General features: G+C 74.1%; 8 protein-coding genes. 1 reads left to right on the forward strand and 7 read right to left on the reverse strand.

The window, feature by feature from the left end; genetic code table 11:
* Nucleotides 1–84: 84 nt before the first annotated feature.
* The 7 genes from QFZ75_RS23570 to QFZ75_RS23600 form a co-directional block, all read right to left on the reverse strand.
* Entirely contained in the window at nt 85–2226 is a 2142-nt protein-coding gene (locus tag QFZ75_RS23570; protein WP_307539886.1) for a CDP-glycerol glycerophosphotransferase family protein, read from the reverse strand.
* A 130-nt stretch (nt 2227–2356) separates the two neighbouring features.
* Complete coding sequence (locus QFZ75_RS23575) at nt 2357–3319, reverse strand: class I SAM-dependent methyltransferase (RefSeq protein WP_307539888.1); 963 nt, start codon at nt 3317–3319, stop codon at nt 2357–2359.
* Nucleotides 3320–3379: 60 nt separating this feature from the next.
* Nucleotides 3380–5644, reverse strand: a complete 2265-nt coding sequence (locus tag QFZ75_RS23580; RefSeq protein WP_307539889.1) for a bifunctional glycosyltransferase family 2 protein/CDP-glycerol:glycerophosphate glycerophosphotransferase — start codon at nt 5642–5644, stop codon at nt 3380–3382.
* Between the two features lie 149 nt (nt 5645–5793).
* Nucleotides 5794–6687: a carbohydrate ABC transporter permease gene (locus QFZ75_RS23585; protein ID WP_307544724.1), complete on the reverse strand. Its 894-nt coding sequence runs from the start codon at nt 6685–6687 to the stop codon at nt 5794–5796.
* A gap of 17 nt (nt 6688–6704) precedes the next feature.
* Complete coding sequence (locus tag QFZ75_RS23590) at nt 6705–8057, reverse strand: carbohydrate ABC transporter permease (protein ID WP_373465929.1); 1353 nt, start codon at nt 8055–8057, stop codon at nt 6705–6707.
* 9 nt (nt 8058–8066) lie between these two features.
* Complete coding sequence (locus QFZ75_RS23595) at nt 8067–9452, reverse strand: ABC transporter substrate-binding protein (RefSeq protein WP_307539892.1); 1386 nt, start codon at nt 9450–9452, stop codon at nt 8067–8069.
* 250 nt (nt 9453–9702) lie between these two features.
* Nucleotides 9703–13518, reverse strand: a complete 3816-nt coding sequence (locus tag QFZ75_RS23600) for an FHA domain-containing protein (protein WP_307539894.1) — start codon at nt 13516–13518, stop codon at nt 9703–9705.
* Between the two features lie 438 nt (nt 13519–13956).
* Between QFZ75_RS23600 and QFZ75_RS23605 the strand changes: the two genes are divergently transcribed.
* A complete protein-coding gene (locus tag QFZ75_RS23605) occupies nt 13957–15675 on the forward strand; it encodes a serine/threonine-protein kinase (protein WP_307539895.1) in 1719 nt (572 codons plus the stop codon).
* Nucleotides 15676–15702 lie beyond the last annotated feature (27 nt).

Below are 15702 nucleotides of genomic sequence, written 5' to 3' on the forward strand. Positions count from 1 at the left end.
GGGCCGGCGCGAGGGGCGCCGGGACGGGCGGTGAGGCGGGCGGCGGGGCGGGTGCCGCGGCGGGCGTCGGCGGGCGGGCCGGCATCAGCGCGCCGGCGTGCGGGGACGGGACACGGCCGCGGCCGGCACGGGCAGGCGCTCCCGCAGCGGGATCACCGGCGGCAGCTCCTCCTCGCTCTGCCCGAGCAGCACCCGCCGTACGACCCGCTCGGCGGCCTGCCCGTCGTCGAACTCGCAGAACCGCGCGCGGAACCGGGACCGCAGGGCGGCGGACCGCTCGTCGCACCACCGGCCCGACGTCAGGACGTGCAGCAACTCGTCCTGGGTGCGGGCGACATGGCCCGGCGGCTCGGCGAGCAGGTCGAAGTAGACGCCTCGGGTGTCCCGGTAGACGTCCCAGTCGTCGGCGTACGTGACGATCGGCCGGTCGAGGTTGGCGTAGTCGAACATGATCGACGAGTAGTCCGTGATCAGCGCGTCGGAGGCCAGGCAGACGTCCTCGGTGTCGCGCAGGGACGTCACGTCGATCAGCTGCCCGTCCGCCACCGCCTGCCGCAGGCCGGCGTCGCCGTCGAGGAAGTAGTGCGCCCGCAGCAGCACCACGAACTCCGGTCCGAGCCGCGCGCAGAACCGCGCCAGGTCGAACTGCGCCGCCACGTCGCGCGGGTAGTCCCGGTACGTCGGCGCGTACAGCAGCGCCACCCGGTCCTCGGGGACGCCGAGCCGGGCCCGGATCGCGGCGACCTCGGCGGGGGCCGCGCCGTAGAAGCGGTCGTTGCGCGGATAGCCGTACTCCAGGTGCGCGAAGGCGCCGGGGTAGGCGCCCGACCAGACCTCCGTGGAGTGGGAGTTGGAGGACAGGGAGAAGTCCCAGCGGTCCACCCGCCGCATCAGCCGGCCGAAGCTGCCGGTGGCCGCCGCGACGGCCGGGTACTCGATCTGGTCGACGCCCATCCGCTTGAGCGGCGTCCCGTGGTGCGTCTGGACGTGCACGGTGCCGGGGCGCTTGCGCACGGCGTGCTCGAAGTTGACGTTGTTGAAGGTGTACTTCGCCCGCGCCATCACCTCCCAGTACCGCCTGCTGCCGATCACCACGCTCTCCACGTCCTCGGGCATGTGCGGCAGTTCCTTCTCCTTCACCAGGAACACCGACCGGATGTGCGGGGCGAGTTCGCGTGCCTTGCGGTGGACGGCGGCGGGGTTGCAGGCGTAGCCGCGGCCCCAGTAGGCGGCGAAGACGGCGAGGTTCTCGTCCAGCGGCCTGCGCAGGTACCACGCGTACAGCAGGGCGCGGCGCCTGCGCAGCACCGAGCGGGCGGCGTACGCGCGCACCCGCGCCGTCCACCGGCCGAGGGGCGGCAGCACGCGGAACGCCGTGTGCGCGCCGCGCCGCAGCAGCCGGTTCCGCAGGCCCCGGGTGCGCAGGCCCGCCGGGCGGTGGCGCCGGTGGAGCCGGCCCGCGCGACGGAAGAAGGCCCGGTCGCGGGGGGCGGTGACCGCGTGGTCGAGGACCTCGGCGAAGAGCTGGGTGAAGAGCGCGCGCGCCCGGTCCTCGGGGAGGTCCTGCCCGGCGGCCCGGTCCAGCACGAGTTCGACCTGGTCGAGGAGTTCCACTCCCGCGACGGCCGGCGTGCCGCCACCGCCCTGCCGGCGCTCGTGACGGCGTACGCAGATCTGGGGCAGTACGGCGCTGCGCCCGGCGGCGAGCGTCACGAGACCGGCCCAGCCGAGGTCGGTGCCCCGGCCCGCGGGAGGGACGAGCCCGTGCTCGCGGAGGAAGGCGCGGCGGTGGACGGTGGCCCAGACCGGCAGCCGTACGTCGGCGGGGTCCCTGCCTTCGAGCGGCTCCGCCACCGGTTCGCCCTCCCACCACGGCACGCGCTCGTGGCCCAGGCGCAGCACGTCGACGGCGTCCCCGCCGGCCCCTTGCAGCCGCGCGTCGATCCCGGCGAGCGCCCCCGGCGCCAGCACGTCACCCGTGTCCAGGAACAGCACGTACGTTCCGGTCGCCGCCCGCAGTCCGGCGTCGCGCGCACCGGCGACCCGGACGACCCTGGAGTCCCGCTCGGCGTACTCGGCCGCGAGCGCGCCCGCCGGGGAGTCCGGGACCAGGCAGGCCACGAGCAGCTCGACGTCGGTGAAGGACTGGGCGAGGACCGAATCGAGGGCCGTGGGGAGCCGCCCCGCGATGTCGTGGACGGTGACGATGATGCTGAAGCGGGGCATGTCGTGCGGTGCTCTTTCTGTCTGTGCTGTGTGGTGCTGCCGTCCTCGGCCGGAGCGACGGGTCCCGCGGGGGACGGCGGCACGTGCGGCTCGGCGGGCCCGCGGAGGGGCGCTCCCGCCGCCGGGAGTGTCAGCGCCCGCGGCGGCCCTTGACCAGCGCCCTGGTGACGATCGGCGGAAGCAGGTCCTTGGCGAGCCTGCGGGCCCGGCCGGGACGGCCGGCCGGAGCGGCCGTGACGGGACGGGCGGGCGCGGGCCCCGCGGGAGCCGGCCGGGACGAGGCGGCGGGCGCGGTCCCGGCGGGGGCGGGCGGTTCCTCCCCGGCCGCGTACCGGGAGACCGGGTGCTCGGGCTCGGTGGCCCTCCTGCCGTCGATGCGGATCATGCCGTGCCCCGCGACCTGCTGCACCTCGTGCCACAGGTCGTCGCGGGCCGCCAGCCACTCCAGCAGCGCGTCGCGCAGCGGCTCCGGATCGCCCCAGGTGCCGTAGAACTTCGTGCCCGTCACGCATATCGGGTGCAGGCCGAGGGTGGCGACCGCCCCCCAGGTGGCGCAGGCGACGCCCGGGCAGTGCTCGGCGCGGTAGTCGTCGAGCACGACGACCCCCTCGGGCAGCAGGATGTCCCGTGCGGCCTCGATGTCCCCGTACACGTGCTCGTACAGGTGCGAGGCGTCTATGTGCGCGAAGCGGCAGCTGCCGCCCGCGACGCGGTCGGCGACCACCGAGGTGGGGGCCTGGAGGACGGTCGGCAGCTTCTCGTGGAACGCGAGGAAGTTGGCCTCGAACGCCCGCCGGGTGAGCGTCGGGTACGACTTGTTCATCTCTTTCAGGTTGGCGGCGTCCGGGGCCACCGAGTCGAAGAGGTCGCACACCGTGAAGGTGTCCTCGTCGCGCCGGTACGCGGCCATGAAGATCGCGCTCTTGCCCAGGTACGCGCCGAGTTCGAGCAGGTCGCCCCGCTGGGCACGGTCCAGCTGCCCGGACAGGAACCAGGCGAACAGCTGCTGGTCCACGGCGCGGAACCAGCCCTTGACCTCCGACAGGGCCTTGGGACGGGGCGGTTCGGTGGTGCCGGTGCTGAGGGAAGTCATGAGTACTCCGTCGAACGGGGTCTGTGGAATTCCTGTGCTCGGGGAGGGGACCGGAATGCCTCAGGGTCCGTCAACGACGGGAACGCGAACGCCGGGTGTCGGGACGGTGGCGAGGGGCCGGGACGGGTTCCGGTCCGCCGCGGACGGCACCGGACGGCGCTCCCGCGGCGGCACCACCGCGGGCAGGCCGGCCGTCTCGCCGAGCACGACACGGCGTACGACCCGCTCGGCGGCCCGCCCGTCGTCGTAGGGGCAGAACCGCTCCCGGAACGCGGCCCGCAGCTGTGCGGAGCGCGAACCGCACCAGTGGCCGGTCGCGAAGATGTCGATCAGTTCGTCCTCGTTGCGCGCGATCGCGCCGGGCGGGAAGGCGCGCAGGTCGAAGTAGGTGCCGCGGGCCGCTTCGTACGCCTCCCGGTCGTCCGCGTGGATCACGATCGGCCGGTCCAGGCCCGCGTAGTCGAACATCAGCGACGAGTAGTCGGTGATCAGCGCGTCCGAGGCGAGGCAGAGCGACTCGACGCTCGGGTGGTCCGACACGTCGATCAGCCGGCCGCCGCTGCGGGCCAGCGGAGCCCGGTACCGGGGGTGCGCGCGGGTCAGCAGGACGAACCGCGGGCCGAGCCGGCGCAGCACCCGCTCCAGGTCGAGCGCCGTGCGCGGACCGCGGCGGTAGTCGCGGTGCGTCGGCGCGTACAGGACCGCGACCGTGCCCGCGGGGATGCCGAGGGTCTCGCGCAGCCGGGCCACGTCCGCCGCGGTCGCCTTCTGGAACACGTCGTTGCGGGGCTGGCCGTACTCCAGCGTCGTGTAGCCGGCCGGGAAGACGCGCTCCCAGACGAGCGTGGAGTGCCGGTTGCCGGACAGGCAGTAGTCCCACCGGTCGGCGTCGCGCAGCAGTTCGGCGAAGTCGGTGTCCCGGGCCGCCGCGGGCCGGTCCTGGAGGTCCAGGCCCATGTGCTTGAGCGGGGTGCCGGTCTGCGTCTGGATCAGGATCTGGCCGGGCCGCTTGACCAGCCGGGGGTGGAAGCCGGTGTTGCCGACGAGGTACCTGGAGCGGGCCAGGGCCGTCCAGTACGCGGCGGACCCCGGGGTCAGCCTGCGCGTCCCCGTCGGGACGGTGTGGTGCAACGCGGGCTCCGCGATCCACGCGGTGCGCATCCCCGGCGCGTGCGTGCGGAACGCGGCCTCCAGCGCCCCCGGGTTGCAGCCGTGGCCGCGCCCCGCGTGCCCGCCGAACACGGCGTGGTCGGTCCGCAGGGGCAGCCGGCGCTGGACGCCGTAGTGCAGCCGCAGCGCCCCGGCCCGGATCCCGCGGCCCAGTGCCCCGGCGAGCCGCCCGGCGCGCCGCTTCAGCCGCGTCGCCGCCCACAGGGCGCGGTACGCGCGATGACTGCCCAGGCGTACGAGGGCGTGCCGCAGCCGGTTGCGGGAGGGGACGCCGGCACCGCGCACGCGGTAACGGCCGTAGTGCGCCCGGGCCCTGCGCAGGAAGGCGGCGCGGGAGCCGCGCGGCAGCCGGTCGCGCTTGAGGAACACCGCGGACAGGTGGTCGACCATGCGCCGGAACAGGACGGGCCGCCAGTGCGCCAGTTCGGGGTGCGCGTCGAGGTGGGCGAAGACCCGGTCGTACTGGTCGAAGATGTCGAAGTGCTTGTCGCTGGTCGTGCCGAGGATGTTGCCCCGGCGTCGTTGCCGGTAGTGGACGCAGACCCGGTCGAGCGTCGCGATGGTCGCGGCGGCCATCAGGACCGGCGACGTCCACGGGGTGTCCTCGTAGTAGCCGGGCGGGAACGTGAAGCCCTCCTGCTCGACGAACTCCCGGCGGTACGCCTTGTTCCACACGACCATGAGGACGTCCAGCAGTCCCGGCCGGTCGTCGAGGCGGAACGGCGCCGGGCCCTCCTCGTGGAGCTGCCCCGCCTGGACGTTGCGGACCGTCTCGCCCGACCAGAAGGTGCGCGCGTAGTCGTACACCAGGACGTCGGGGTCGCCGGTCTCCTTGATGCGGTCGGCGATCCCCCGCAGGGCGTGCGGGGTGAGGGTGTCGTCGCCGTCCAGGAAGACCAGGTAGTCACCGGTCGCGTACCGCATGCCCGCGTTGCGGGCCCGGCCGAGGCCCACGTTCTCCTTGAGGTGGACGACCCTCACGCGCGGGTCACCGGCGGCGAACTCGTCGAGGATCGCGCCGCCGGCGTCCGGCGAGCAGTCGTCGACGGCGATCAGTTCGAGGTCGGTGAAGGACTGTTCCAGGACCGATGCCATGCACTCGTGCAGATACGCCTGCACCTGGTAAGCGGGGACAATGACACTGAACCGGGGCAAGGGACATCCATAAGTCGGCGCGGCCATATTGCCCGGCAACGGCCGAAGGGGGTACGGGGTTACGCCGGTTGCGGCATGTGGGGGACCCCGGGCCCACGCGAAGGGGCGGACCGACGGCGGTCCGCCCCTCGACACGCGCACGGCGACGGCTACTTCACGGCCCCCGCCATCACGCCGGACACGAACTGCCGCTGGAACGCGAAGAACACGACCAGCGGGATCACCATCGAGATGAACGCGCCGGGCGCGAGCGTCTCGATGTTGCCGGAGAACTGCCGGGTCTGCTCGGTCAGCGCGACCGTCAGCGGCCGGGAGTCGGAGTCCGAGAACACCAGCGCCACCAGCATGTCGTTCCACACCCACAGGAACTGGAAGATGCCGAGCGAGGCGATGGCCGGCGCGCCCAGCGGCAGGATCACGGTCGTGAACAGCCGCGTCTCGCTGGCGCCGTCGAGCCGTGCCGCCTCCAGCAGTTCCCGGGGGATCTCCGCGAAGAAGTTCCGCAGCAGGAAGATCGCGAACGGCAGGCCGAAGCCGACGTGGAAGAGCACGACACCGATGATGCTGCCGAAGATCCCGAGGTCGCCGAAGAGGTCGGACATCGGGATCAGGGCGATCTGCACCGGCACCACGAGCAGCGCCACCACGGTCAGGAACCACCAGTCGCGGCCCTTGAACTCCATCCAGGCGAAGGCGTATCCGGCCATGGCCCCGATGACGATGACGAGGACGGTGGCCGGGACGGTGATGTAGATCGTGTTGAGCAGGGAGTCGGTGATCACCTCTTTGCCGAGCAGGGTCGAGTAGCTCTCGGTGGTGAGCTGGGACGGCTTGCTGAAGACCGTCCACCAGCCGGAGTCGGCGATGTCGGTCGGGTCACGGAACGACGAGACGAGCAGCCCGACCGTCGGCGTCACCCACAGCAGCGCGACCAGGACGAGGAAGACCCGCAGCACGCCGCCGGTCGCGCCGCTCGCCAGCCTGGAGACGAGCGACGGCTCGGGCGGACCGGCCGCCTCCGCGGCCTTCGGTTCGGCTTTCAGAGGTACGGAGGGTGCGGTCACCGTCGGCGCTCCCTTCGCAGTCGGCGGATGTTGACGATCATCACCGGCATGACGAGCAGCAGCAGGACCACACCGATCGCGCTGGCCAGCCCGAGGTCTCCGCCGCCGCCGGTGTAGGAGTTGTAGAGCTGCAGGGCCAGGACGTTGGCCTCGTCCTGGGTGGGCTGCGGGGCGATGATGTAGATCAGGTCGAAGATCTTCATCACGTTGATCATCAGCGTGATCAGTACGACCACGAGGACCGGGGCGAGCAGCGGGACCGTGACCCGGCGGAACACCTGCCACTCGTTGGCCCCGTCGACCCGCGCCGCCTCCAGGAGGTTGCGGTCCACCCCCGCGAGTCCGGCCGCGATGAGCACCATCGCGAAGCCCGCCCACATCCAGGAGTACGAGCCGATGATGGCCGGGGTGACCAGGCTCGGGCCGAGCCAGTCCACGCCGTTGTAGGCCGCCGCGAAGTTCGATTCCGGCAGCCGCAGCTGCGCGCCGTCGGCGGAGGCCGGCAGCGTGAACGTGCCGTCGTCCCCCGCCGTCGCGGAGGCCACGACCTCGCCGTCCTTGACCGCCTCGACCCTGATGCCGGGCAGCGCCTTCTCGCCCGCGTCGACGGCGCCCTTCTCACCGCCGCCGCCCAGCTTGAAGTCCAGCCAGACCGTGCCCGACACCCCGTCGCCCGACGGCTCGGCGGCCTTGGCGTCACCGGGGTCGCCCGGCACCTTGTTCGGAGCGATGCCGACCAGCGGGATCAGGGCCGGCGAGCCCGCGCCCACCGGGTCCGTGGAGGTGAAGGAACCTCCGCCGGACGCCTTGAGGCCGCTCTCGGTGGAGGGACGCGCCTTGGGGTAGACCGACGACTCGACGAACGTGTCGTGCACGCCCACCACCACGGCGTTGGCCACGCCCTGGTCGGGGTCCGCCTCGTACACCAGCCGGAAGATGATGCCCGCGGCGAGCATGGAGATCGCCATCGGCATGAAGATGACGAGCTTGAACGCCGTGGACCAGCGCACCCGTTCGGTCAGCACGGCGAACAGCAGGCCGAGACCGGTGACCAGCGCGGGGGCGACGGCGACCCAGATCGCGGTGTTCTTGACCGCGGTGAAGGTGGCGTCGTCGGTGAACAGGTCGCCGTAGTTCCCGAGGCCGACGAAGCCCGAACCGTCGGCGTCGTACAGACTGCGCCAGACCGAGTACCCGATGGGGTAGACCACGAGCGCGCCGAGCAGCACGATCGCGGGCAGCAGGAACAGGGCTGCCACCCACGGCCGGGTACCCATCACACTCTTGCGTTTTCCGGCGGGGGGCACCGGGTTCGCCGGGCCCCCCGCCGTCGCCAGCTGCGACGACATCGGCGGCCGTCAGCCCTTGTACGCCTTGGCGGCGGACGTCTCGAGCTGCTGCTGCGCGCCCGCGACGTCCTTGGGGTCCTTCAGGAAGTCCTGCAGCGCCTTCCACTCGCCCGCGCCCTGCGTACCGCCGAAGGCGGCCGGGGCCTGGTCGGACATGTCGAAGCGGAAGTCGTCACCGGCCTTCAGCAGCGCCGCCGCGATGTCCCGGGTCACGTCGTCCTTGTACTTCTTCCGGTCCATCTCCTTGTTGGGGGAGATGAAGCCGCCCTGCGCCGCCCAGATCTCGGCCGCGTCGGTCGACGCCAGGAAGGTCAGCAGGGCCTGCGAGCCCTTGTCGTCCTTCAGGGCCACCGCCACGTCACCGCCGCTGACCACCGGCGACTCGTCGCCGACCGCCGGGAACGGGAAGACCTTGGCGTCCGTGCCGATCTTCGCCTTCGTGTCGGCGTTGATGTTCGCCGCGACGAAGTCGCCCTCGTAGACCATCCCCGCCGGGGTGTCGCCGGAGAAGGTGTTCGTCACCGACTTCGGGAACTCGGTGCGCAGCGCGCCCGCGCTGCCGCCCGCGAGCAGGTCGTCCTTGCCCCACAGTTGGGCCAGCGTGGTCAGGGCCTCCTTCACGGAGGGGTCCGTCCACTTGATCTCGTGCTTGGCCAGCTGGTCGTACTTCTCCGGGCCCGCCTGTGAGAGGTAGATGTTCTCGAACCAGTCGGTGAGGGTCCAGCCGTCCTGCCCGCCGACGGAGACCGCCGGCGAACCCGCGTCCGACAGGGTCTGCGCGGTCTGCACGAACTCGTCCCAGGTCTTCGGCTCGGCCGTGATGCCCGCCGCCTCGAACGCGGCCGTGTTGTACCAGACCAGCGACTTGTTGGCGGCCTTCGCGTAGACGCCGTACTGCTTGCCCTCGTACGCGCCCAGGTCCTTCCAGCCCGCCGAGAAGTTCTTGTCGAGCTGGGCCTGCGCCTCGGTGCCCAGCGGCTTCACCCAGCCCTTCTGGGCGAACTGGTGGAGCACGCCGACCTGAGGGAGGAACGCCACGTTCGGCGGCTTGCCGCCCTGGATCTTCGTGCCCAGGAAGGTGGAGGTGTTGTTGCCGGTCGGCACGAAACTCACCTCCGCGCCCGTCCGCTTCTCGAACTCGTCCAGGACCTTGGTGAAGTTCTCCTGCTCGGGACCGGTCCACACGGCCGCCACCTCGAGCTTCTGGCCGTCGAGCTTGGGCAGCTGGACACTGGCCGCGGCGCCGCTCTCGCCGCTCCCCTCGTCGTCCTTGTCGTCGTCACCGCCGCATGCCGTGAGCGTGAGAGCCATCGCCCCCGCGACGACGGCCGCCGCGGCCCGCGCGGCCGTGCTCCTCGTGTGCGACCCGGTGACGCGAAGAATGCTGCTACGCATGGTGTGCCCCGTTCTCCGTCGAACGTCCGAGGTCCTGTCGGCAGCCTCCCGCCGTCCGCCGGACGGGAGTTCGATGACAGGACCTAGCGCTGTGCTGTGCGCTCTTGGTCTACGCCCGTGCGCTCGGCCTCGGCAAGGGCGCCTGCGCTGTCAAGGGCATGATCGTAATCGCGTCGTGACGTGGGGTGCGACAGGGCGGACGGCGCGGTCCCCCGCGCTCCTGGAAGGCGGGGGCGGCGCCCCGGGCGGATCACAGGAGCGAGGGGACCTCCGCGGCGGCGACCGAGCGCGCCGCCCGCTCCAACGCGCTGGCGAGCAGGGCCAGATCGGTCGGTCCGTTGCCGAGCTCCCGCACCGGCCGCCGCGCGGGCGGATCCCCCATCCGGGCCCACTCCAGCGGGACCACCGTGGGCCGCAGCGTGGCCGTACGCGGAATCCGCCCCGTCACCCGCCCGCCCTGGAACGGCACGGACCGCCCGCCCGTCCCGTCGAGCCGCCCCCGCCCCGGCGACGGCTCCTCGGTCCCGCCCCCCGGCGTCTCCAGTACGACCCGCAGCCCGGCCCGCCGCGCCAGCTCGGTCTCCTCCGTACGGCCCCCGCCGCCCGTCGCCGCCACCAGGTGCACCCCGAGCCGCGCACCGTCCCGCGCGACCCCTTCCAGGGCCCGTACGACAGAACCGGCGGCCGGCCGGCCGGGCGAACCCAGCGGGGGCGAGAGCAGCGCGTCCAGGTCGTCCACGACCACCACGAGCCGGGGAAGCGCGGGCGCCGCCTCCGCCGCCTCCGCGCGGACCCGCGCCGCGGCGGGCCGCAACCGCAGGGTCGAACTGGACGGCGTATCGAGATCCGCCGCCCCGGCGGAGCCCCCCGAAGCCGCACCGGACGCGGAGGCGGAGCCCGGGGCGGACCCGAGGGGGGACCCGGAAGAGGAACCGGCCCCCGCTCCGCCCCCCTGCCGCTGCGCGACGACGCGACCCGCCCCCTGCGGCCGGGCGTGCCACTCGGTGAAGTCCAGGCGCCCCAGCAGCTCGGCCCGCCGCTTCAGCTCGGCGGACAGGGACTGCGCGAACTCACGCATCCGTACGGGGTCGTGGGCACCCAGGTGCGTCGTGACGTGGGGCAGGTCCGTACAGACCTGGAGCCCGTCGCCGCGCCCCGTCGGCCCTCCGCCACCCGTACCGTCCCGGCCGTCGACCAGCACGATGCCGAGGCGGTCGGGCCGCTCCGCGGCGGCGAGCGATGCGACGACGGCCCGCAGCAGCTCCGTACGCCCGCTGCCGGACGGCCCCTCGACCAGCAGGTGCGGACCCTCGTGCGGGAGGTCCACGCAGACGGGTCCGCGCGGCCCGGCGCCGAGCACGGCCGTGGCCCGGCCGCCGAGCGCCTCGGGATCGTCGGCGGCGTCCGCCCAGCGCGCCATCAGGGACGCCGGGGTCGCCCGCGCCAGGCCCAGTTCGTCCAGCAGCCGGGCGGTCTGCGGCAGCGGCGCGGACACCCGGGCGTGCCGCTCCCCGGCCGCGCCGTCGGCCCGCAACGGCGCGAGCGCCCGCGCGAAGCGCTCCGCCCACGCCATGGAGACGGCGTCCACCGCGGCGACCGTGCCGTGGCCGACGGGGCCGCCCGACGTGCCGTGGGCCTGCGTGCCGGACGCCACCCGCAGCAGACGCAGGGCGGTGGCCACGTCACCGCTCAGCAGCGCGACGGCCCCGCAGGCGCGGACCACGGGCGACACCGCGCACGCCGCCTCGTACGTGTCGGCCACCGGTGACGCGGGTGACGCGGCCGGTGTCTCGGCGAGGCAGACGACGTGTATCCCGACCTGCGGGCCTTCGGCCGCGAGCCGGGACACGGCATCGCGCACAGCGGCCGAACCGGGGTCCCCGTCCACCACGAGGACGGTGTACGGACCGGTCCACCCGGCCCGCGCCGGATCGCCCGAACGCGCCCAGGACGGCCGGTCCGCCCGGTCCCGCGCGGCACCCGTCCGGGTGCCGCTGCGCGGGAGCCCCAGATGGGTGGCGCCCTCGTCGCGGCCGAGGGGACGGCTCCCGGGGGCCGGCGCACCGGCGTCCCGACCGGTCCGGCCGGGTGCGTACGTCCCGGAGGGGGCGTCCGGGCCGGTGTCCGCCGGGTTCCTCGGGCGGGACGTGAAGGCCCCGCTGTCGTCCGGCGAGCCCCCGCCGGGACGGGGTCCCTGACCTCCTTGTCGCCCTTGCTCCCCTTCTTGTCCTCCGTGGCCTCTCCCGGCCGCGCGCCCCGTCTCCGTCAGGTGGTCCTCCAGGCGCCGGACCAGTTCTTCCGTACGCGCCGTCGCCTGTTCGCGGTCGTAGGCGAGGAGGAGGCGGCAGTCCTGGCCGTGGGTGGGGCGCAGATGCGGCAGCCAGCCGAGCCACGACCATTCGGCGGTGCGCTCCTCCAGGGAACGCGAGCGGTCCGTGCTCAGGAGGGTGATCTCCAGCGAGTCGGGGGAGTGCAGCGCGGCGAGCTGGGCCACCACCGCGCGGGCGAGGCCCGACAGGCGCTCGCGCGGTCCGGCCAGACCCAGCGCCCCGACCTCCCGCAGCCCGACGGTCACCGGTACGGCGGGCAGCAGCCCCGAGCCGTCGGGCGTGCTCCGGTCCGCCGTGCCCAGCCGGACCGTCAGCGTCTCCTGGTGTCCGGGCCCGCGCTCCCACAGCCGGGGTCCCGGTCCCAGCGCCGTCAGCAGCAGTGCGGCGGGATCGGGCCACCGGTCGGGCTCGGGCACGCCCAGGGCGACGGGCTCGGCGAACGCCGCCTCGTACGGGTCGTAGGTGTCGTCCTCGTCGTCCTGGCCCTCTCCCCGGGCGCCGGCCAGGCGGCGGGCCCACGCGGAGAGCCCGCGCTTGCGGGCACCGCGCGGCACGGGTGTCCCCCGCGGCGGAGTGCCTTTCCGGCCACCCTCGCCGGGCCCCTGGACGTCGTCCTGGACGTCGTCCTGGTCCTGCGCGCCGGGCTCCGCGAGGCCGGGGTGCTCCGCCCGGGGTGCTCCGCCCCGGCCGGGCACCATGTGCGGCCCCGCGGACCGGTGCCCCTGCGCCCCGCCCTCGGCGGCGCCCCAGCCGGCCGTGCCGTACCCGTGGTGCGTCTCGGCGGACGGCGGCGCGGACCGCGGGCCGGAACCCGGGGGGTCCCGACGGTCCCGGGGCTCCCGGTGCTCGACGGACGGGCCCCCGTCCCGCGCGCGCGGCACCCTCGCGCTCCCGGAATCGGCACCGCCACCGCTGCCGCCACCCGTTCCGGTGGCGTCCCGGGACGCCACCCCGGCCCCGCTCCCGGTCCGGCCGGACCCGGCCGACTGCCGTCCTTGCCCCTGCTGCCGTCCCTGTCCCTGCGTCTGTCCCTGTCCCCGTTCCGCCCCCGTGCGGCCGTGCGCCGTCGCCGGCCGGCCGCGCGTGGAGGACGCCGGCACCGCGACCACCCGTACGTGCCCCTCGCCGTCCGGTGCGGTCTCGCGGATGTCGGCGGGCTCGCCCGCCGGGGCGAGCAGCAGGGCCGACTCACCCACTCGCAGCAGCGCCCCCGGCGCGAAACGCACCGGGCGCTCGCCCACGCGCCTGCCGTCCAGCACCGTGCCGTTCGTGGAACCGAGGTCCGCGACCGAGACCTGGCCGTCCGGCGCGACCGTCACGGCGCAGTGCAGACGCGAGACGTCCGGGTCGTCCAGCGGCACGTCGGCGTCGGCGGAGCGGCCTATCTCGATCCGGCCGCCGTGCAGCAGATGGACGCCGCCGGCGTCGGGCCCGGCGACCACCCGCAGCTGCGCGGCGGCGGGGTCGACGTCGGGTCCGGGCTGCGCGGGGGCGCCCAGGGACAGTACGGCGCCGTCCATCAGCGGTGGTTCACCCAGCGTGCAGCGCTGCGCGTCGAGCCGCTCCGCGTCCGCGTACAGCACCCCGGGGCCCTCGCCCCCGACCGCCGAGGCGAGGCCGGAGGCCACGGCCGCGAGCGCGGTCCCGGCGGGTGCTGTCACCAGCACGTCGCAGGACGCGGGGCGCCCGTCGGGGCGGGTGCCCAGCGGGTCTACGACGGTCAGCCGGATCTGCATCGCCGTCAGCGGTCCCTTCTGTCGCGGGCGCCCGCGACGGGGCTGTCCCGCGGTCCCCCACCGCAGACTCCCCCACCGCGCACGGGCACGTCGGCCAGTACGGGATGCATCCTCGCACCTGCGACTGACAACACGCCCGCGTTCCGCAGTCAAGTGATCTTGATTGGTCGGCTCTGCCCGCAAAAGTGCCTGCGCAATGCCCGGTTGGGATCACGGCCGGGATCGATCACGTCAAGACCGGGCAACCGAAACACCTGGATCGAGCGTCTTTTCATTGAACACATGCAGGAACGCCCCACGTGATGCATGGGTGGGCGGGGAGGCGGAAACCGTGGTGCGACGACAGCCCGGAGCCGTGTTCGGCGGCATTACAGTGGGTCGGAACCGCCCGCAGCGCGGTGGACGGACCAGGCAAGCAAGCAACAAGGAGCGCATGACGTGCGGCCGGTAGGCAGCAAGTACCTCCTGGAGGAGCCGCTGGGGCGCGGCGCCACGGGCACCGTCTGGCGGGCCAGCCAGCGCGAGGCCGCGGGCGCCGAGGCGGCCGTGACCGGTCAGCCCGGCGAGACCGTGGCGATCAAGGTCCTCAAGGAGGAGCTGGCGAGCGACCCGGACATCGTGATGCGGTTCCTGCGGGAGCGCTCCGTGCTGCTCCGCCTGACCCATCCGAACATCGTCCGGGTACGGGACCTCGTGGTCGAGGGCGATCTGCTGGCCCTGGTCATGGACCTGATCGACGGCCCCGACCTGCACCGGTACCTGCGTGAGAACGGCCCGTTCTCGCCGGTGGCCGCCGCGCTGCTCACCGCCCAGGTCGCCGACGCGCTCGCCGCCAGCCACGCCGACGGCGTCGTGCACCGCGACCTGAAGCCGGCGAACGTCCTGCTCCAGGAGCTCGACGGCCGGATGCACCCGATGCTGACGGACTTCGGCATCGCCCGGCTGGCCGACTCCCCGGGCCTGACCCGCACCCACGAGTTCGTCGGCACGCCCGCGTACGTGGCGCCGGAGTCCGCCGAGGGCCGCCCGCAGACCTCCGCCGTCGACATCTACGGCGCCGGGATCATGCTGTACGAGCTGGTCACCGGCCGCCCGCCGTTCGGTGGCGGGTCCGCCCTCGAAGTGCTCCACCAGCACCTGAGCGCCGAGCCGCGCAGGCCCTCCACGGTGCCCGACCCGCTGTGGACCGTGATCGAGCGCTGCCTGCGCAAGAACCCCGACGAGCGGCCCAGCGCCGAGAACCTCGCCCGCGGCCTGCGTACGGTCGCCGAGGGCATCGGGGTGCACGCGAACTCCGGGCAGATCGCCGCCGCCGAGGCCGTGGGCGTGCTCCTCGCCCCGGACCCGGCGCCCGCCGCCGTGCCGGGCACCCCCGGCGCCGCCGACCCCACCCAGGTGCTCCCGCAGGGCGCCGCCGCCTACGACCCGAACGGCGCGACCAGCGTCCTGCCGCACGCCGGCGCGGGCGCCGCCGACCCCACCGCCGTCCTGCCCCACCACGGCGCGGCCGACCCGACCGCGGTGCTGCCCTCGGTGCCGCCGGACCAGCCGGGGTCGGGCTCCGGGGACCCGCACCCCTGGCAGAACCAGCTCCGCGCGGCCCGTGACCGCAACGAGGCGACGCAGGTGCAGTCGTACCTCGACCCGGACGAGGACCCGCTGCGGCGCCGCCCGCAGCGGCAGGTCGCCCGGCCGCCGCAGAACCAGCCGCAGCAGCCGCCGAGCCGGCAGCCCCAGCCCCAGCGCCGCCAGCAGCGGCAGCCGCGGAACCAGCAGTCGGGCTACGGCTACCCGCAGGGGCAGCAACAGGGACAGCAGGGGTACCAGCAGGGATACGCCCCCCAGCAGCCTCACCAACCCCAGCCCCAGCGGTACGCCCCCGCGCCGCAGCAGCCCCAGCAGCCCGCGCCGCGTCCGGCGCGCGAGCCCCGGGAACCCCGGCAGCGCAGCGCCAACCCGATGAAGATCCCCGGGCTCGGCTGCCTCAAGGGGTGCCTGTTCACGATCGTCATCCTGGTCGCGGCCGGCTGGGCGATCTGGGAGTTCAGCCCGCTGCAGGGCTGGATCGGCACGTCCAAGGGGTACTGGGAGCAGTTGTCGGACTGGTTCGGCACCGTCTCCGGCTGGGTCGAGGACCTCGGCGGTTCCGTCAAGTAGACGTTTTGGGGGGTTGCTCCCTCTTCG

It is taken from the genome of Streptomyces sp. V3I8 (assembly GCF_030817535.1).
In the GTDB taxonomy this organism is placed as follows: domain Bacteria; phylum Actinomycetota; class Actinomycetes; order Streptomycetales; family Streptomycetaceae; genus Streptomyces.